Origin of the sequence: Streptomyces sp. NPDC090022 (assembly GCF_044748145.1) — a bacterium.
Taxonomy (GTDB): domain Bacteria; phylum Actinomycetota; class Actinomycetes; order Streptomycetales; family Streptomycetaceae; genus Streptomyces.
The window spans coordinates 24418-41598 of the sequence record NZ_JBIVFN010000007.1 but is presented as its reverse complement, the minus strand read 5'-3'; the positions used below and the strand labels follow the sequence as shown (position 1 = coordinate 41598).

Sequence of the window (17181 nt, the reverse complement as noted above, 5' to 3'; positions counted from 1 at the left end):
CATGCACACAAGACCCCGTGGGCAGTTGAATGCGCAAAGAGAGATGATCGGTTGTACGACCGGCCCCCGGACCGATGACCGGGAGATCCACCAGGAGACGGCATGACCGCGGCGAGTTCCGCCATGGACGACTTGGACCGGGCACTCGTGCACGCCCTCCAGCTCGCGCCCCGCGCGAGCTGGGAACGGCTGGGGCCGGTCCTCGGCGTCCGCCCCGACACCCTGGCCCGTCGCTGGGACCGGCTGACGGCCGCAGGCGAGGCCTGGATCTCGGGCCTCGGGCTGCGGACGGACACCCGGCCGCCCTGTATGGCCTGGGTGGAGGTGGTGTGCACGGCGAGCAGCTCCCCGGCCGTCGGCGCGACGCTGGCCGGCGACCCGCACGCCATCGGGGTCGAGCACTGCACGGGCGCCCGGGACCTTTTGGTGTTCGTGGCCGTCCCGGATCTGCCCGCGCTGTACCGGTACCTGGCCTTCCGGGTGCAGCGGATCCCCGGTGTGGTCTCCACCCGTTCCTCCGTGGTCACGGCGGTGCACTGCCCGCCCGACCGGTGGCGCCTGGACCAGCTCACCCGCGTGCAGCGCGATCTGCTGACCGGCCGGACCCGGCGGGCGCCCTGGCCGGAACCGGCCGCGACGGCACCGATGCGCCCCGAGGACCGGCCATTGGTACTGGCGCTGGCCGCCGACGCGCGGCGCAGTGTGGCCTCGCTGGCCCGGGAGTCCGGGCTGAGCGAGTCGACCGTACGGCGGCGGCTGACCGGGCTGGAGGCGGGCAACAGCCTGCGCTTCAGCTCTGCGATGGCCGCCGACCTCTCGGGCTGGCCGGTGTCGGCGACGCTGTGGGCCGAGGTCGCCGAGCACGAGGTGGCCGACTGCGTGGCCGCGGCCTCGGGGCTGCGCGAGACCCGGACCTGCATGTCCGTCAGCGGTCCCTGGAACTTCACGATCGGGGCGCGGCTGCGCACGGTGGAGGACATCTCCCGGTACACGGCGGAGCTGACCCGGCGGCTGCCGGGGCTGCGGATCACCGACACCGCCGTCGCCCTGCACGTGCGCAAGTCCGAGGCGCAGGAGCTGGACCAGCAGGGGCGGCGGATCCGTACGGTCGTACCGGACATCTGGACCGACCCGGCGCCGGGCGCGGACGGGCCGGCGGGGGAGCGTTCCCGCCGCGTGGCCTGAGGGCGCGGCGGCGGCCGGTCCGGGCCGCCGGGGCGCGAGGACGGATACGGCGGCGCGCACGCCACGCCCGCAGTGGGTGACGTACGCGCCGCCGTACGGTCTGTCAGTGGGCGGGCACCGGCTCGGGTGCCTGCGCCCCCTTCTTGGCGCCCAGGTGGTTGAAGGCCAGGTTGAGCAGGATCGCCACCACGCAGCCGGTGCTGATGCCGGAGTCCAGGACGACCAGCAGGTCCTCGGGGAAGGCGTGGTAGAAGTCGGGCGCCGCGATCGGGATCAGGCCGACGCCGACGGAGGCGGCGACGATCAGGGCGTTCTCGCCCTTCTCCATGGCCGCGCCCGCCAGGGTCTGGATGCCGCTGGCCGCGACCGAGCCGAACAGGACGATGCCGGCGCCGCCGAGGACCGGCAGCGGCACCAGGGCGATGACGGAGGCCGCCACCGGGCACAGGCCCAGCAGGATCAGGATCCCGCCGCCGGAGGCGACGACGAACCGGCTGCGGACCTTGGTCATCGCGACGAGCCCGATGTTCTGGGCGAAGGCGCTGCACATGAAGCCGTTGAACAGGGGGCTGAGCGCGCTGCCGAGGGCGTCGGCGCGCAGGCCCCCCTCGATGGTCCGCTCGTCGGCGGGCCGCCCGACGATCCTGCCGAGGGCCAGGATGTCGGCGGTGGACTCGGTCATGCACACCAGCATCACGATGCACATGGAGACGATCGCGGCCACCTGGAACTGCGGGGCGCCGAAGTGGAACGGGGTCGGGAAGCCGATCGGATCGGCGCCGCGGATCGCCTCGAGGCCGGTCATGCCGAGCGGGACGGCGATCAGCGTGCCCGCGACCAGGCCGAGCAGGATGGCGATCTGCTGGAGGAAGCCGCGCAGGAACTTGCGCAGCAGCAGCACGATCAGCAGGGTCAGCGCCGCGAGGCCGATGTTCTTCATCGAGCCGTAGTCGGTGGCGGTCCGGTTGCCGCCCTGCGACCAGTTGAAGGCCACCGGCAGCAGCGAGACGCCGATCAGCGTGATGACGGTACCGGTGACGACCGGCGGGAAGAAGCGGACGAGCTTGCCGAAGTAGGGTGCGGCGAGGAAGCCGAGGAGTCCGGCGACGATGATCGCGCCGAAGACGACGGGAAGGGCGTCCTCCCCCTCGCCCTTGCCGATGGCGATCATCGGGGTCACACCGGCGAACGACACGCCGTTGACGAAGGGGAGCCGGGCGCCGATCCGCCAGAACCCCAGGGTCTGCAGGAGGGTGGCGAGACCCGCGGTGAACAGCGAGGCGCCCATCAGGAAGGCGGTGTCACGGGCGGAGAGCCCGAGGGCCGGACCGACGATCATGGGCGGGGCCACGACACCCGCGTACATGGCGGCCACGTGCTGGAGGCCGCTCGTGAACATTTTCAGCGGAGGGAGGGTCTCGTCGACCGGGTGCTTCTCCTCCGGTATGGCGACTGCATCTTTGCGAAAGCTGGGCGTCGGCGACTGGGCCACGGCGGCTTCCTCCGGTCGGTTAACACGTCGGCGGGGACGTGGGTGTCATGGAGGTGGTGCGAAAGGTGTGCGAGTCGAACCCGTATGCAGGTGTGGGAGCGGAACGAAGCCGCGGGGTGCAGGAGGCCGCGGGGCGGCACGAAGCCGCGGGGTGGCACGAAGCCGCGGGGTGGCACGAGTCACCGTCCCGGGGGGCGCCCCCGGCGAACCGGAAGGCGCCGCCCGGGAACGGCTGCCGTGGACCCCGCTCGGGTCCACGGCCACCGGCCGGGGGCCGTCCCCCCCGGCCGGACTCCGTGGGGATCAGCCCTGGGCGGTGATCCGCGCCAGGCGCTGCGCCTCGGCCCGCGTGGTGCGGGCGATGGCGTCCTCGTCGGCGAAGAGCAGCCGGTTGTTCTCGACGATCTGCTTGCCGTTGACGAGGGAGAGGGTGACCGGCGCGGCCGCACCGAAGACGAGCGCGGTGACCGGATCGGCGATGGAGGAGTGGGCCAGCGTGCCGAGGTTCCACATCACCAGGTCGGCGCACTTGCCGACCTCCAGCGAACCGATGTTGCCGGCGCGGCCGAGGACCTGGGCGCCGCCGTAGGTGCCCAGGCGCAGGGCCTGGCGCGCGTTGAGCGCGGCCTCGCGGTGCACCGGGTTCAGGCGGTTGATCAGCAGCGCGTTGCGCAGCTCGGTGTGCAGCTCACCGGACTCGTTGGAGGCGGTGCCGTCCACGCCGAGGCCGACGGGCACACCGGCGGCGAGCATGTCCGGGACGCGGGCGATGCCGGCGGCCAGGCGGGCGTTGGAGGACGGGCAGTGCGCGACACCGGTCTTCGTCCGGGCGAACGCGGCGATGTCGGAGTCGTTCATGTGGACGCTGTGCGCCATCCACACGTCCTCACCGAGCCAGCCGGTCGACTCGAAGTAGTCGGTCGGGCCCATGCCGAAGAGCTCGTGGCAGAACTTCTCCTCCTCGACGGTCTCGCTGCCGTGCGTGTGCATGCGCACACCGAGGCGGCGGGCCAGCTCGGCGCCCTGCTTGAGCAGCTCGGTGGAGACCGAGAAGGGGGAGCAGGGGGCGACGGCGACCTGGGTCATCGCGTCGAAGGAGGCGTCGTGGAACTTCTTGACGGTCGCCTCGGTGTCGGCCAGCGCACCTTCGAGGGTCTCGACGGCGTGGTCCGGCGGCAGGCCGCCGTCCTTCTCGCTGCGGTCCATGGACCCGCGGGCGAGGGTGAACCGTACGCCCATCTCGGACGCGGCGCGGATGATCGCGCCGGAGAGGTCGCCGGAGCCCTGCGGGTAGACGTAGTGGTGGTCCATCGCGGTGGTGACACCGCCCTTGGCCATCATGGCCAGGGAGCCCTGGGCAGCCGTGTACGCCATCTGCTCGTCGATGCGCGCCCACGTCGGGTACAGCGCCACGAGCCAGTTGAAGAGGTTGTGGTCGGTGGCCAGACCACGCGTGATCCACTGGTAGAAGTGGTGGTGCGTGTTGACCAGGCCGGGGGTGACGAGGTGACCCGTGCCGTCGATGCGGCGGACCACGTTGTCGAGGTTCTCGGGGGCACGGCCCGCGCCGATCGACTCGATCCGGTTGCCGGCGACGACGATGTGGCCCGAGGCGTACTCGGTGTCGTCTGCGTCGACGGTCGCGATGGCGCAGTTCTCGATGACGATGCGCTCGACCGCACTGTCAGGGGCTGCCGATGCTGCCATGGGACTTCCTCGTACTTTCAGTGGCGGTGCGGGCACGGCAAGGCCCAGGGGATTTGAGTGCCGGAGCCGGGGCCTTGACAGCTGACAGTACTGCCGCCCCGTGTTCTTCTCCGGGTGCCGAAACAGGGAAGTTCGTGGGGGTGTGGGCGTCGTCCCGGGGCCACTGCGGTGCCCCGGGACGCGCCTGCCGCATCAGAGGTTGGTCATGTCCACCGGGATGCGCGCGTCGGCGCCGTCCCGCAGGATCGTGGCCTCGATCAGACCGTAGGGACGGTCCGCGGCGAAGTACACCTCGTTGTCGTTCTTGAGGCCGAACGGCTCGAGGTCGACCAGGAAGTGGTGCTTGTTCGGGAGCGAGAAGCGGACCTCGTCGATCTCCGAACGGTGGTTGATGATGCGCGAACCCATCTGGTACAGGGTCTGCTGCAGCGACAGGGAGTAGGTCTCCGCGAAGGCCTCGAGCATGTGCTTGCGGGTGGCCTCGTAGGACTTCTCCCAGCTGGGCATCCGCTGCTCGTCATCGGTCCAGTTGAACCGCCAGCGGCCCGACACCTGGGTGGCCAGGATGCGGTCGTACGCCTCCTGGAGGGTCGTGTACTTGTCCTTGACGTAGCCCCAGAACTCCGAGTTGGTGGAGTTCATGACGATCAGGTCCTTGAGGCCGGAGATGACCTCCCAGTTCTGGCCGTCGTACGTGATCTGGGTGACGCGGGTCTCCTGGCCCTTGCGGACGAAGGAGTGCTTGACCTCGTCGGCGCCGATGAACTTGGAGTTCGCGTCGGAGGTGGCGATCCGCTCCCAGGCGTACTCCTCGATACGGATGCGCGCCCGCTGGATCGGCTCCTGGCTGCCGACGAACCAGCGCGCCAGGTGGATGCCGAACTGCTCGGCGGACTCGATGCCGTACTCCTTGGCGAACGCGTACACCGTGTTCTTGGTGGTGTCCGTCGGCAGGACGTTGGCGTTGGAGCCGGAGTAGTGGACGTCGTCCATGTCGCCGGAGAGGGCGACCGAGACGTTCAGGTCCTTGATGTGGTGGGTGTCGCCGTCCCGCGTGATCTTGACGACGCGGTTCTCTGCTTTGCCGTACTGGTTCTGGCCGAGAATCGTGGGCATGGTCTGCTAGCTCCCTCGGTAAACGGAGTAGCCGAACGGGTTGAGCAGCAGCGGTACGTGGTAGTGCTCGCCCGGGACGACCGCGAACGTGATGGTCACCTCGGGGAAAAACGCACCGCTGTCCCTTACGCGGGGGGCGTCCTGCTGCGCCTCGGCGGCTTGCTTCTTGGCGAAGTACGTCTCGGTCTCGAAGTCGAGGCGTACGTGGGTGGTGCCCTCCGGCAGCGCCGGCAGGTCCTTGCAGCGTCCGTCGGCATCGGTGGCGGAGCCGCCGAGGGCCGTCCACGGCGCGTCGGCGCCGCCGCGGGCGGACAGCGCGATGGCGACGCCCTCCGCGGGGCGGCCGATGCTGGTGTCCAGGATGTGGGTGGACACCGAAGCGGTGGTCTCCGTGCTCATGCCGGTTCACTCTCCTTCTACGAGGCGGGTCAGACGGATCCGGTTGATCTTGACGAGCTCGCCGCGGGCGATCTCCCGCTCGATCTCGGCAGTGTTCTCGATCCGGACCTTGACCGCGTCCCGCATCTGCTCACCGGTCGCACCGGTGGCGCAGATCAGGAAGACGTGGCCGAACTTCTCCTGGTAGGCCAGGTTCAGCTCGAGCAGCTCGGACTTGAGCTCCTCGGAGGCGCCGGCCATCCCGCGCTGCTCGCGGGCGGACGTCGGGTCTCCCGGCTTCGGGCGGCCGATCGGCGGGTGGCCGGCCATCGCCTCTTCCAGGTCCGCGGTGGTGAGCTCGGCCATGGCGGCGTCGCTCGCGGCGAACAGGGCGTCGGCGGTGGCGAAGGGGCGCTGGGCCAGCAGCTTGCCGCCCCATGCCGAACTGGCGCACACCTCGTGCAGCTCGGCCGTGGCCGTGCTGTCGTCCAAGGTGTTGAACCGGGCGAGACCCGGTGTCGGACTCGAAGTCACGGGAAGCCTCCGTGGCCATGTTGCTTTGACGGGCTGCGCATAGCTAACGCCCTCGGCAACACGGCGTCAACACTTTGTTGAAACTTCCCGTACACAAAAGCCGCCGCCCGGGTGAATCGGGCGGCGGCTCGTGACCGTGGGTGAATCGACGGTCACCCCTGGTTGGACTTATTCGCGTTTTCCCTGTTCAGGTAGTTGTAGACCGTGAAGCGGCTTACGCCGAGGGCGCCCGCGACCGTCTCCACGCCGTGCCGCACGGAGAAGGCGCCGCGCGCCTCCAGTATCCGTACGACGTCCTGCTTGGACTTGCGGTCCAGCTCCGCCAGCGGCATCCCGTACCGCCGCTGGAGCGCCGCCAGGATGTGGTCCAGCGACTCCGAGAGCTGGGGCAGGCGCACGGCCAGCAGGTCCTGGCCCTCCCAGCTCAGCACGACATCGTCGGGCCGGGCCTGGGCCGGATCCATCAGCTCGCCGCCCATCGCGTCGACCAGCGGCTTGACCGCGGCGACGAACGGGTGGTCGCGGGGCTCGGTCATGCGCCACCCTCCGGGATCACGTTGACCTGGAGCGAGACCCGGGTCGCCCCGGCCTCCAGCGCGCCGCGCAGCAGCGCGGACACCGCGCCGAGCACCTCGCCGGCCTCGCCCTCGGCGGTATTGCCGAACGGGCCGACGTCCACGGCGTCCAGCTCGGCCTCCTGGATGACCTCGCGGGCGGCCACGGCATGGGCGGGGGCCTCTTCGAGGTCGAAGGGCTCGGTCGTGAACTCCACTCTCAATCGCACGCGGTCAAGCTACCCCGAGGTATCGAATTTCCGGCAGTCCCCACTTGACAAGTGCGACGCCACCCTTGCAACCTTCCATCAAGCAGAAAACAACTTCCGCAATACGGAAGGAGCGCATACCCCTCATGGGATACACGGACCAGCGCTTCGATGTGAACCTTTCGATCCTCTTCACGGAACTCCCGCTCCTGGAGCGTCCCGCGGCCGCCGCCGCGGCGGGCTTCACCGCGGTCGAGCTGTGGTGGCCCTGGATCGAGACCCCCACCCCCGCCCAGGAGGAGCTCGACGCCCTCAAGAAGGCTCTTGAGGACGCGGGCACCCAGCTGGTGGGCCTGAACTTCTACGCCGGCCGGCTCCCCGGCCCGGACCGCGGCGCGGTCTCGGTGCCCGGTGAGGAGTCGGACCGCTTCCGCGCGAACATCGACGTGGCCGCGGACTTCGCCGCCTCGGTCGGCTGCAAGGCGCTGAACGCCCTGTACGGCAACCGCGTCGAGGGTGTGGACCCGGCGGTCCAGGACGCGCTCGCCCTGGAGAACCTGGTCGTCGCGGCGCGTGCCGCCGACCGGGTCGGCGCGATCCTGCTGATCGAGACGCTGAACAAGCCCGAGTCGCCGCTCTACCCGCTGGTGAGCGCGCCGTCCGCGATCGAGATCGTGGACCGGGTCAACGAGGCGACGGGCCTTGGCAACGCCAAGTTCCTGCTCGACCTGTACCACCTGGCGATGAACGATGAGGACCTCTCCGAGGTCATCGAGAAGTACGCCGCCAAGACCGGCCACGTCCAGATCGCGGACAAGCCGGGCCGGGGCGCCCCGGGCACCGGCGAACTGCCCCTCGAGGACCTCCTCGACCAGCTTGCCAAGGCCGGCTACCAGGGCTTCGTCGGCCTGGAGTACAAGGCCGCCGACGCCGCCGCGTCCTTCGCGTGGCTGCCGGCCGAGGCCCGCGCCGCGAAGTAACGGGCCGAAGTAACGGGCCGAAGTCCGGGCGAACGCCCAGGCTCTCTCGCCGCTTTTCGTACATAGCTTCAGCTGAGCTTCAAGAGAAGGACCCTCATCATGAGCAACACCCTCCCGAACATCGCCTGGATCGGCCTCGGCATCATGGGCTCGCCCATGTCCGAGAACCTGCTGAAGGCCGGCTACTCGGTCACCGGCTTCACCCTGGAGCAGGACAAGCTGGACCGCCTCGCGGCGGCCGGCGGCACCGCGGCCGGCTCGATCGCCGAGGCCGTCAAGGACGCCGACGTGATCATCACGATGGTGCCCGCGTCCCCGCACGTCGAGGCCATCTCGTACGGCCCCGAGGGCATCCTGGAGAACGCGAAGTCCGGCGCGCTGATCATCGACATGTCGTCGATCACCCCGCAGACCTCGGTCGACCTGGCGAAGAACGCCAGGGAGAAGGGCATCCGCGTCATCGACGCCCCCGTCTCCGGCGGCGAGGCCGGCGCCATCGAGGCCGTCCTGTCGATCATGGTGGGTGGCGAGCAGGCCGACTTCGACACGGCCCTGCCGATCCTCGAGGCCCTCGGCAAGACCATCGTCCTGTGCGGCCCGCACGGCTCCGGCCAGACGGTCAAGGCCGCCAACCAGCTCATCGTCGCGGTCAACATCCAGGCGTGCGCCGAGGCCGTGGTCTTCCTGGAGAAGTCCGGCGTGGACCTGACCGCCGCCCTGGACGTCCTGGGCGGCGGTCTGGCCGGCTCCACGGTCCTGACCCGCAAGAAGGACAACTTCCTGAACCGCGACTTCAAGCCCGGTTTCCGGATCGACCTGCACCACAAGGACATGGGCATCGTCACCGACGCCGCCCGCAACGTCGGTGCGGCGCTCCCGGTCGGCGCGGTCGTCGCCCAGCTGGTCGCCTCGCTGCGCGCCCAGGGCGACGGCGGCCTGGACCACTCGGCCCTGCTGCGCGCCGTCGAGCGCCTCTCCGGCTCGCAGGTCTGAGCGGGCCGGGCCCCTTCGCCCCACCCAGGGGCGCCTTGAGTTTCCGGATGGCACCGGTGCTGACACCTGTCCTGTCGCGCCCAGGCGCCGGTGCCGTCCGGAGCACCACTCCCCACTCTTTGTTCAACAAACTGTTGACGTTGCGTTCGGCCTGAAATTAGGCTCATCCGCATGGCGGAAGACGCTTTCCGTCAGCAGCTCCCGTACGGAAGGTCACCATGTCGAAGCGCGTGCTCACGACCGAGTCCGGCGCCCCGGTCGCCGACAACCAGAACTCCGCCACCGCCGGCGTCGGTGGCCCGCTCCTGATCCAGGACCAGCAGCTCCTGGAGAAGCTCGCCCGCTTCAACCGTGAGCGCATCCCGGAGCGCGTCGTGCACGCCCGCGGCTCCGCGGCGTACGGCTACTTCGAGGTGACCGACGACGTCACCCAGTGGACGTCGGCGAAGTTCCTGGACACGGTCGGCAAGAAGACCGAGACCTTCCTGCGGTTCTCCACCGTCGCCGACTCCCTCGGTGGCGCGGACGCCGTCCGCGACCCGCGCGGCTTCGCGCTGAAGTTCTACACCGAGGACGGCAACTACGACCTCGTCGGCAACAACACCCCGGTGTTCTTCATCAAGGACCCGATCAAGTTCCCCGACTTCATCCACTCCCAGAAGCGCGACCCCTTCACGGGCAAGCAGGAGGCGGACAACGTCTGGGACTTCTGGGCGCACGCCCCCGAGGCGACCCACCAGATCACCTGGCTGATGGGCGACCGCGGCATCCCCGCGTCGTACCGCCACATGAACGGCTACGGCTCCCACACGTACCAGTGGACCAACGCCCAGGGCGAGGCCTTCTTCGTCAAGTACCACTTCAAGACGAACCAGGGCATCCGCTGCCTGTCCTCGGAGCAGGCCGCCGAGATAGCCGGCAAGGACGGCAACAGCCACCAGACGGACCTCCTCCAGGCCATCGAGCGTGGTGTGAACCCGTCCTGGACCCTGTACGTCCAGGTCATGCCGGCCGCCGAGGCCGCGGACTACCGCTTCAACCCGTTCGACCTCACCAAGGTGTGGCCGCACAGCGACTACCCGCTGCAGCGCGTGGGCCGGCTGGTCCTCGACCGCAACCCGGAGAACGTGTTCGCCGAGGTCGAGCAGTCCGCGTTCTCCCCGAACAACTTCGTCCCGGGCATCACCGCCTCGCCGGACAAGATGCTCCAGGGCCGCCTGTTCGCGTATGCCGACGCCCAGCGCTACCGCCTCGGTGTGAACCACACCCTGCTGCCGGTCAACGCCCCCAAGGCGACGGTCGCCGAGAACTACGGCCGCGACGGCGCCATGGCGCTGCGCAACGGCTCGCGCCACGACAAGAACTACGAGCCCAACTCGTACCAGGGCCCGGCCGAGACCGGCCTCGCCCTCGGCGCCCCCAAGGCCGTGTCCGGCTTCACCGGCACGCACGAGGCCCCGGCCCACACCAAGGACGACGACTTCTTCCAGGCCGGTGAGCTCTACCGCCTGATGTCCGAGGACGAGAAGAACCGTCTGGTGGCGAACATCGCCGGTGGCCTGTCGCAGGTCTCCCGCGAGGACGTCATCGAGAAGAACCTGGCCCACTTCCACGCCGCCGACGCCGACTACGGCAAGCGCGTCGAGGAGGCCGTCCGCGCCCTGCGCGAGGACTGAGGGCGATCAGACGCGCCGGGGGCCTGACGGGAGGTCGGGCCCCGGGTGCCACCTGTTGCCGCGGGCCCGGATGAGGGGTGGTCCACGGCAACGGGAGGACGAGGACCGCGGTGGCGTCGAGCCAGTGCGGTGGTAAAGGCCCAGCGGCCCGTCTCTTGACCTGAGGGAGACGAAGCCAAGGTGTCCTGTCGCCGCCACCGCGGTCCCAGCCACTCCCCTATGACAGGGGACACCTCTGTAACAGAGGACACCGCTGCGCAGACGGAGTCACAGCAGCCCCACGAACCCCGCCCGGCGGGCGCGAACGTCCTGTCGCGCCAGCCTCGCCCCGTCGGGCGGTCATATGTCCCTGGCCGGAGCGCCGGGTCACGGACGGTCCCGTGGCCCGGCGCTCTGTCGTGTTCAGCCCCGGGGGCGCGGCAGGCACGCCAGCAGGTGCGCGGTGTACGGGTGGGTCGGGGTGGTCAGGACCGTGGCCGTCGGGCCGCGTTCCAGGACGTGGCCCGAGCCCATCACCAGCAGGGTGTCCGTGGCCACGCGGGCCACGCCCAGGTCGTGGGTGATGAAGACGTACGCCGCGGTGGTCGACGCCCGGATCTCGGTCAGCAGGTTGAGGATCTGGGCCTGGACCGACACGTCCAGGGCCGCCACCGCCTCGTCCAGGACCAGGACCTTCGGTTCGACGGCCAGCGCCCGGGCGATCGCCACCCGCTGGCGCTGGCCTCCTGAGAGTTCGCGCGGGCGGGACGCGGCCTCACGGGTGCCCAGGCCCACCTGGTCCGGGAGTTCACGGACCCGGGGCCCGGCGGCACGGTCCGGGAAGTGCAGCCGCAGGGTCTCGCGCAGGACCTCGCCCGCCGGGATCCGCGGGTCAAGGGAGAGCAGCGGGTCCTGGAAGACCAGCTGGACCTGGCGGGCCCGGTGCCGGCGGGCGGTACGGCCGCGGACCGCCGGCGCCCGAGTCAGACCGTCGACGAGGACCTCGCCGGCGTCGGGGCGTTCGAGGCCCGCCAGGATCCGGGCCGTCGTGGTCTTGCCCGACCCCGAGCCGCCGACGATCCCCAGGGACCCACCCGCCGGAACCGTGAACGACACCTCGTCCACCGCCCGCACGGCGCAGCAGGGAGACGCGGGTGCCGAGGATCAGCCGGGAGAGTGTGTCACGGCCGCTGATGTCCCCGCCGAGCGGGAGGTCCGGCGAGGGCGCGGCCAGGGAGGCGGCGAAGTCGACGGCGTGCGGATCGTGCGGTGCGAGCCAGGGCGCGGCGAGCGCGACCAGGACGACGAGCACGACGACGGCGAGGCAGCCGCGGTGCAGCCAGGAGCCGGCGGCCGCGGTGCGCGGGGTGCGCTCGCGCGTGTGCGGGCGGGTGCGCAGGAGCAGGGCGGTCATGCGGTGTTCCTCCCGCCGAGCCGGATCCGGGGGTCGATCAGTGGGTGGACGAGGTCGAGGACCAGGTTGACCAGGACGAACAGGGACACGGTCAGCAGCGAGATGGCGAGGTTGATCGTGGTCAGGCTCTCGCCCTGGTAGAGGTGGCCGTCGTCGGCGGCGCGCAGCCGGGCCAGCGGCTCGGGCGGGACCAACGTCTGCGAATCGCTGATGCGCTGGACCCCGCAGCTCACCCTGGAGCCGGGCCTCGCCGAGAAGGTCGGCCACCCCGACTCCGTCACCTGGGTCTACGACCTGCGCCCCGGCGTACGGTTCCACAGCGGCGCCGCGATGACGGCCGACGACGTGGTCGTGAGCTTGAACCGCCACCGCGACCCCGCCCTCGGCTCGTACTGGGTGGAGGACTTCAAGAACGTCGCGTCGGTCGAGAAGACCGGCCCCCTCCAGGTCACCGTCACCCTCACCACCCCCGACGCGCTGTTCCCGCAGGCCATGGCCAACTCCGCCGGTACGGTCGCCGGCGCGGCCGCCATGGCGGAGCAGGGCGCGGCCTTCGGCACCGCCGACGGAGGCCTGGACTGCACCGGCTGTGCGGTGGCGGGTGCGGTGGCGGTGCGATGGCGATGTGATGACCTGACTGAAAATCCAGTCAGGATCGCAGGTGGGAGCTATCGTGGGACCTGACTGAAAGGTCAGTCAAGGGGTATGGACCGACAGAAGGGTTTGAGCCGGCGTGGCCGACCGTCAAGCGTTGATCCTGGAAGCAGCCGTACGCGTCATCGCCCGCAACGGCGTCAGAGGCCTGCGCGTGGAGGAACTCGCGTCGGAGGCCGGGGTCTCCACAGCGCTGATCTACTACCACTTCAAGGACCGGGCGGGCCTGATCCGGCGCACCCTCGCCTTCATCAGCGACCGGGCCACCGGCTACACCGACGAGGCCCTCAAGAAGGCGCCCGACGCCCGCGCCGAGCTGCTCCAGCTGCTGCTCAGCGAACTTCAGGACACGGCGCGGGTGCGCGAGAACAGCATCGCCTGGGGCGAGCTGCGGGCCAGCGCCATCTTCGACACGGACCTGCGCGAGCCGCTGGCCGAGTCCACCCGCTCGTGGGCCGAGGACGTCGCCGAGACGATCAGGGACGCGCAGGCGGCGAGCCTGGCGGACCTGCGCGTCGAGCCGCTGGACGCGGCGGAGCGGCTGACGGCGCTGGTGGAGGGGCTGAGCGAGCGCTGGCTGAGCGGTTCGCTGACCCTGGAGCGGGCCCGGTCCCTGCTGACCGGCGCGATCGATGCCGAACTCGGGCCGCGCCCCGCGTAACCCCCGCCCCCGCCCCCGCCCCGGATACACGACGACCCCCGTCCCTCCTCACGGAGGGACGGGGGTCGTTCGGCAGCGCTATGAGACGTATGAGACCTGAGAGGCGGTTCAGACCAGCGGACGGATCGCGGTCGGGGCGTGGCCCGGCTCGGTCGCCAGCTCCTCGAACTCGGTGACGTCGCTCATGTCGACGGTCTTGCTCATCGCGATGTTGGTGACGCGCTCCAGGATCGCCTCGACGACGACCGGGACCTGGAACTCCTGGGCCAGCTTCTTGGCCTCCTCGAAGGCCGCGCCCAGCTCGTTCGGGTCGGTCACGCGGATGGCCTTGACGCCCAGGCCCTCGGCGACCTTGACGTGGTCGACGCCGTAGACGCCGAGCTCCGGGGTGTTGATGTTCTCGAACTCGAGGTTGACCTCGAAGTTGATGCCGAGGCCGCCCTGCGCCTGACGGATCAGGCCCAGGTAGGCGTTGTTCACCAGGACGTGGACGTAGGGGACCTTGTGCTGGGCGGCGACCGCCAGCTCCTCGATCATGAACTGGAAGTCGTAGTCGCCCGACAGCGCGACGATCGGGGTGTCCGGGTCCGCGGTGGCGGCGCCGATCGCGGCCGGGATGGTCCAGCCGAGCGGGCCGGCCTGGCCGCAGTTGATCCAGTGCCGCGGCTTGTAGACGTGCAGGAACTGCGCGGCGGCGATCTGGGAGAGGCCGATGGTGGTGACGTAGCGCGTCTCCGGGCCGAAGGCGCGGTTCATCTCCTCGTAGACCCGCTGCGGCTTCATCGGGATGTTGTCGAAGTGCGTACGCCGCTGGAGCGTGCCCTTGCGCTCCTGCGCGGACGCCGCCCACGCGGAGAAGTCCGGCAGCCGGCCCGCCGCCTTGAGCTCCTTGGCGACCTCGATGAAGAGCTCCAGCGCGACCTTGGCGTCGGAGGCGATGCCGTAGTCGGGGGCGAAGATCTTGCCGAGCTGGGTCGGCTCGATGTCGACGTGGACGAACGTGCGGCCCTTGGTGTACGCCTCCAGGTTGTACCCGGTGTGGCGGTTGGCCCAGCGGTTGCCCAGGCCCAGGACGAAGTCCGAGGCGAGGAAGGTCTCGTTGCCGTAGCGGTGCGCGGTCTGCACACCGACCATGCCGGCGGCCAGCTCGTGGTCGTCCGGGATGGTGCCCCAGCCCATCAGGGTGGAGATGACCGGGACACCGGTCAGCTCGGCGAACTCGACCAGCAGGTCGGTGGCGTCGGCGTTGATGATGCCGCCACCGGCGACGATCAGCGGACGCTCGGACTCCAGCAGGAACCCGATGGCCTTCTCGATCTGCGCGCGGGTCGCGGCCGGCTTGTAGACCGGCAGCGGCTCGTACGTCTCCGGGTCGAACTCGATCTCGGTCAGCTGGACGTCGATCGGCAGGTCGATGAGGACCGGGCCGGGACGGCCGGAGCGCATCAGGTGGAAGGCCTGCTGGAACACGCCCGGGACCTGCGCGGCCTCCAGGACGGTGGTCGCGGCCTTGGTGACCGGCTTGGCGATCGAGGCGATGTCGACGGCCTGGAAGTCCTCCTTGTGGAGCTTCGAGACCGGAGCCTGACCGGTGATGCAGAGGATCGGGATCGAGTCCGCGATCGCGGAGTACAGCCCGGTGATCATGTCGGTGCCGGCGGGGCCGGACGTACCGATGCAGACACCGATGTTGCCCGCCTTGGCGCGGGTGTAGCCCTCGGCCATGTGCGAGGCGCCCTCGACGTGGCGGGCGAGCGTGTGGGCGATGCCGCCGACGTTCTTGAGCTCGCGGTAGAAGGGGTTGATCGCCGCGCCGGGCACGCCGAACGCTTGCTCAACACCCTCGCGCTTGAGGATCTCCACGGCCGCGGCAGCGGCGGTCATACGAGGCATCGGTACTCCTGCGGTCAGGCTGTTTCCGTAATCCGGAAGTTTTGTTCTGCTATACGGAACAACCTAAGCGGAGGTCTTCCCGCACGTCAAGGCGTCGACCAACCCCCGAAACCACCAAAAGCCGTATAGCGATCCGTGAGTTGTACAAAGGGCAGGGGGCGGGGGCCGGACGTGGGATGGTGGTCCGTACGGCGACGGAGGGGGTTGAAAGTCCCATGGCGGAGAAGGTCCCGGTGCGCTGCCCGGCCTGCCTGCGAACGAACGACTACGTGCTTCCGGTCTTCCCGTGTGCCTGCGGGAGCCCGGTCAGCCCGCCCCTGGACCTGGTCACGCAAGCCGTGCCGCTGACGCATCGCACCTGGTCGGAGAGCTGGGTGGCGGTGCGCTGCGGGAGCTGCGGACGGGAGAGCGAGTGGCCGCACCCGGAGGTGGGGTGCGGCTCGTGCGGGACGGTGGTGCTGGTGCCCGTCCACCCGGTGGGTCCGGTGGAACCGGTGGAACCGGTGGATTGCGCGGCACCGGCGGATTCCCTGGATGCCGTGGATCCCGCCCGTCCCGGTGCTCCGGCACCCCCGGAGGCCGGCGGCGCGGGCGCGCCGGGGCGGGCGGGGCACGCGGGTGCGGTGGGCCGGGCGGGTACGGACGGACCCGAGCCGGTGGTGGAGCGCCCGGACGCGCTGGCCGACGCCCCACCGGCCGCGCACGCGGGCCCCGCGAGCCCGGCGGGCACCGCGGGCCCGGCCGGCCCTCCCGCCGCACGGCTGTCACGGCCGGCGTTCCAGCCGGTGACCATCCGCACGGCGCGCGACGCCGTGGCCTCGGCGGCGCTGTACCTGCGCTGGCTCGGCTTCCGCGACGTACGGCAGCCCGACGCGCGGCCGGTGCCCTCGGCGGCCGTGGATCTGCGGGCGCCGGGGCTGGTGGCACAGGTGGATCCGACCACGGCGCCGGCCGGACTGCGCGCGGTGGAGTGCGTGTGGCTGAACGGACTGACAGCCTCCGCGACCAGCGTGTACTTCGCCCTGGCCGGGTACACCGAGGAGGCCCGGACCCGCGCGGACGAGCTGGGGATACCGCTGTTCGTGATGGACCTCACGGGTGTGCCGCAGCCGGTCAACGACCCGGCGGACGCACTGATCACAGCGGGGGCCTAGGCTTTCCCGTGCGTCCGTTCCGCATGAAGCACGACGACACGCGACGACAGACGACGACGCACGACGAGCACGATGGCGCACGCCTGCCGAGGAGAGACGTCTTGAGCCTGTACGACATCCCGCTGACCACCCTGTCCGACGAGCCCACCAGCCTGGCGGCCTTCAAGGGGAAGGCGATCCTGGTGGTGAACACGGCCTCGCAGTGCGGTCTCACCCCGCAGTACTCGGGGCTGGCCCGGCTGCAGTTCGCGTACGCCGAGAAGGGCTTCACCGTGATCGGTGTGCCCTGCAACCAGTTCGGCGGCCAGGAGCCGGGCACGGCCGACGACATCCAGACCTTCTGCGCCACCGGCTTCGGCGTGACCTTCCCGATGCTGGAGAAGTCCGAGGTCAACGGTGAGAACCGGCACCCGCTCTACCAGGAGCTGGTGAAGACCCCCGACGCCGACGGCGAGGCCGGCGACATCCAGTGGAACTTCGAGAAGTTCCTGATCTCGCCGGCGGGCGAGGTCGTGGCGCGCTTCCGCCCGCGCACCGAGCCGGAGTCCGCCGAGGTCATCGCGGCGATCGAGGCCCAGCTGCCGGCGTAACGCACACCGGGC

The 17181-nt window shown here is 70.4% G+C and carries 18 protein-coding genes and 1 pseudogene; 8 read left to right on the top strand and 11 right to left on the bottom strand.

From position 1 onward, the window contains the following. Nucleotides 1–102 precede the first annotated feature (102 nt). A complete protein-coding gene (locus tag ACIPXB_RS16090) occupies nt 103–1185 on the top strand; it encodes an Lrp/AsnC family transcriptional regulator (RefSeq protein WP_401449723.1) in 1083 nt (360 codons plus the stop codon). Nucleotides 1186–1288: 103 nt separating this feature from the next. On the opposite strand, the gene ACIPXB_RS16085 is transcribed toward ACIPXB_RS16090, so the two are convergent. The 7 genes from ACIPXB_RS16085 to ACIPXB_RS16055 all read right to left on the bottom strand — a co-directional run bounded on the left by ACIPXB_RS16085 (nt 1289) and on the right by ACIPXB_RS16055 (nt 7196). Then, nucleotides 1289–2677, bottom strand: coding sequence for a nucleobase:cation symporter-2 family protein (locus ACIPXB_RS16085; RefSeq protein ID WP_401449721.1), 1389 nt, complete (start codon nt 2675–2677; stop codon nt 1289–1291). Nucleotides 2678–2980: 303 nt separating this feature from the next. Next, nucleotides 2981–4384, bottom strand: a complete 1404-nt coding sequence (locus ACIPXB_RS16080; RefSeq protein WP_401449718.1) for an 8-oxoguanine deaminase — start codon at nt 4382–4384, stop codon at nt 2981–2983. A 192-nt stretch (nt 4385–4576) separates the two neighbouring features. Then, nucleotides 4577–5500, bottom strand: coding sequence for a factor-independent urate hydroxylase (pucL, locus tag ACIPXB_RS16075; protein WP_401449716.1), 924 nt, complete (start codon nt 5498–5500; stop codon nt 4577–4579). A gap of 6 nt (nt 5501–5506) precedes the next feature. Then, the gene (gene uraH, locus ACIPXB_RS16070) at nt 5507–5899 is read right to left on the bottom strand and encodes a hydroxyisourate hydrolase (protein ID WP_401449714.1); all 393 of its coding nucleotides are present in this window, start codon (nt 5897–5899) and stop codon (nt 5507–5509) included. 6 nt (nt 5900–5905) lie between these two features. Further along, the gene (gene uraD / locus ACIPXB_RS16065) at nt 5906–6412 is read right to left on the bottom strand and encodes a 2-oxo-4-hydroxy-4-carboxy-5-ureidoimidazoline decarboxylase (protein ID WP_401449712.1); all 507 of its coding nucleotides are present in this window, start codon (nt 6410–6412) and stop codon (nt 5906–5908) included. A 152-nt stretch (nt 6413–6564) separates the two neighbouring features. Beyond that, nucleotides 6565–6948, bottom strand: a complete 384-nt coding sequence (locus tag ACIPXB_RS16060) for a helix-turn-helix domain-containing protein (RefSeq protein ID WP_401449709.1) — start codon at nt 6946–6948, stop codon at nt 6565–6567. Next, entirely contained in the window at nt 6945–7196 is a 252-nt protein-coding gene (locus ACIPXB_RS16055; RefSeq protein ID WP_401449707.1) for a hypothetical protein, read from the bottom strand. The genes ACIPXB_RS16060 and ACIPXB_RS16055 overlap by 4 nt, the downstream gene beginning before the upstream one ends. Nucleotides 7197–7321: 125 nt before the next feature. Here ACIPXB_RS16055 and ACIPXB_RS16050 point away from each other — a divergent pair, with 125 nt between their 5' ends. The 3 genes from ACIPXB_RS16050 (at nt 7322) to ACIPXB_RS16040 (ending at nt 10824) form a co-directional block, all read left to right on the top strand. Beyond that, nucleotides 7322–8155 (top strand): TIM barrel protein, encoded by an 834-nt coding sequence (locus ACIPXB_RS16050; RefSeq protein WP_401449705.1) that lies wholly within the window; start codon nt 7322–7324, stop codon nt 8153–8155. Nucleotides 8156–8254: 99 nt separating this feature from the next. Further along, a complete protein-coding gene (locus ACIPXB_RS16045) occupies nt 8255–9148 on the top strand; it encodes a 2-hydroxy-3-oxopropionate reductase (RefSeq protein WP_401449703.1) in 894 nt (297 codons plus the stop codon). 218 nt (nt 9149–9366) lie between these two features. Beyond that, on the top strand, nt 9367–10824 hold the full coding sequence (locus ACIPXB_RS16040; protein ID WP_401449700.1) for a catalase: 1458 nt from the start codon (nt 9367–9369) through the stop codon (nt 10822–10824). A gap of 402 nt (nt 10825–11226) precedes the next feature. On the opposite strand, the gene ACIPXB_RS16035 is transcribed toward ACIPXB_RS16040, so the two are convergent. The 3 genes and pseudogenes from ACIPXB_RS16035 to ACIPXB_RS16025 all read right to left on the bottom strand — a co-directional run bounded on the left by ACIPXB_RS16035 (nt 11227) and on the right by ACIPXB_RS16025 (nt 12411). Continuing rightward, the gene (locus ACIPXB_RS16035) at nt 11227–11928 is read right to left on the bottom strand and encodes an ABC transporter ATP-binding protein (protein WP_401449698.1); all 702 of its coding nucleotides are present in this window, start codon (nt 11926–11928) and stop codon (nt 11227–11229) included. Between the two features lie 109 nt (nt 11929–12037). After that, a pseudogene (locus ACIPXB_RS16030) lies at nt 12038–12217 on the bottom strand (ABC transporter permease); the annotation flags it as partial. Beyond that, a complete protein-coding gene (locus tag ACIPXB_RS16025; protein ID WP_401449696.1) occupies nt 12214–12411 on the bottom strand; it encodes a hypothetical protein in 198 nt (65 codons plus the stop codon). The gene ACIPXB_RS16025 and the pseudogene ACIPXB_RS16030, both read right to left, overlap by 4 nt. Before the next feature lie 16 nt (nt 12412–12427). Here ACIPXB_RS16025 and ACIPXB_RS16020 point away from each other — a divergent pair, with 16 nt between their 5' ends. After that, complete coding sequence (locus tag ACIPXB_RS16020) at nt 12428–12901, top strand: ABC transporter substrate-binding protein (RefSeq protein ID WP_401449694.1); 474 nt, start codon at nt 12428–12430, stop codon at nt 12899–12901. Between the two features lie 49 nt (nt 12902–12950). Further along, on the top strand, nt 12951–13532 hold the full coding sequence (locus tag ACIPXB_RS16015; RefSeq protein ID WP_401449692.1) for a TetR/AcrR family transcriptional regulator: 582 nt from the start codon (nt 12951–12953) through the stop codon (nt 13530–13532). A gap of 108 nt (nt 13533–13640) precedes the next feature. On the opposite strand, the gene gcl is transcribed toward ACIPXB_RS16015, so the two are convergent. Further along, on the bottom strand, nt 13641–15425 hold the full coding sequence (gcl, locus tag ACIPXB_RS16010) for a glyoxylate carboligase (protein WP_401449690.1): 1785 nt from the start codon (nt 15423–15425) through the stop codon (nt 13641–13643). A 215-nt stretch (nt 15426–15640) separates the two neighbouring features. On the opposite strand from gcl, the gene ACIPXB_RS16005 reads away from it, so the two are divergent. Together ACIPXB_RS16005 and ACIPXB_RS16000 are read left to right on the top strand one after the other, a co-directional pair. Further along, nucleotides 15641–16579, top strand: a complete 939-nt coding sequence (locus ACIPXB_RS16005; protein ID WP_401449688.1) for a hypothetical protein — start codon at nt 15641–15643, stop codon at nt 16577–16579. A gap of 101 nt (nt 16580–16680) precedes the next feature. Continuing rightward, on the top strand, nt 16681–17169 hold the full coding sequence (locus tag ACIPXB_RS16000) for a glutathione peroxidase (protein ID WP_401449685.1): 489 nt from the start codon (nt 16681–16683) through the stop codon (nt 17167–17169). Nucleotides 17170–17181 lie beyond the last annotated feature (12 nt).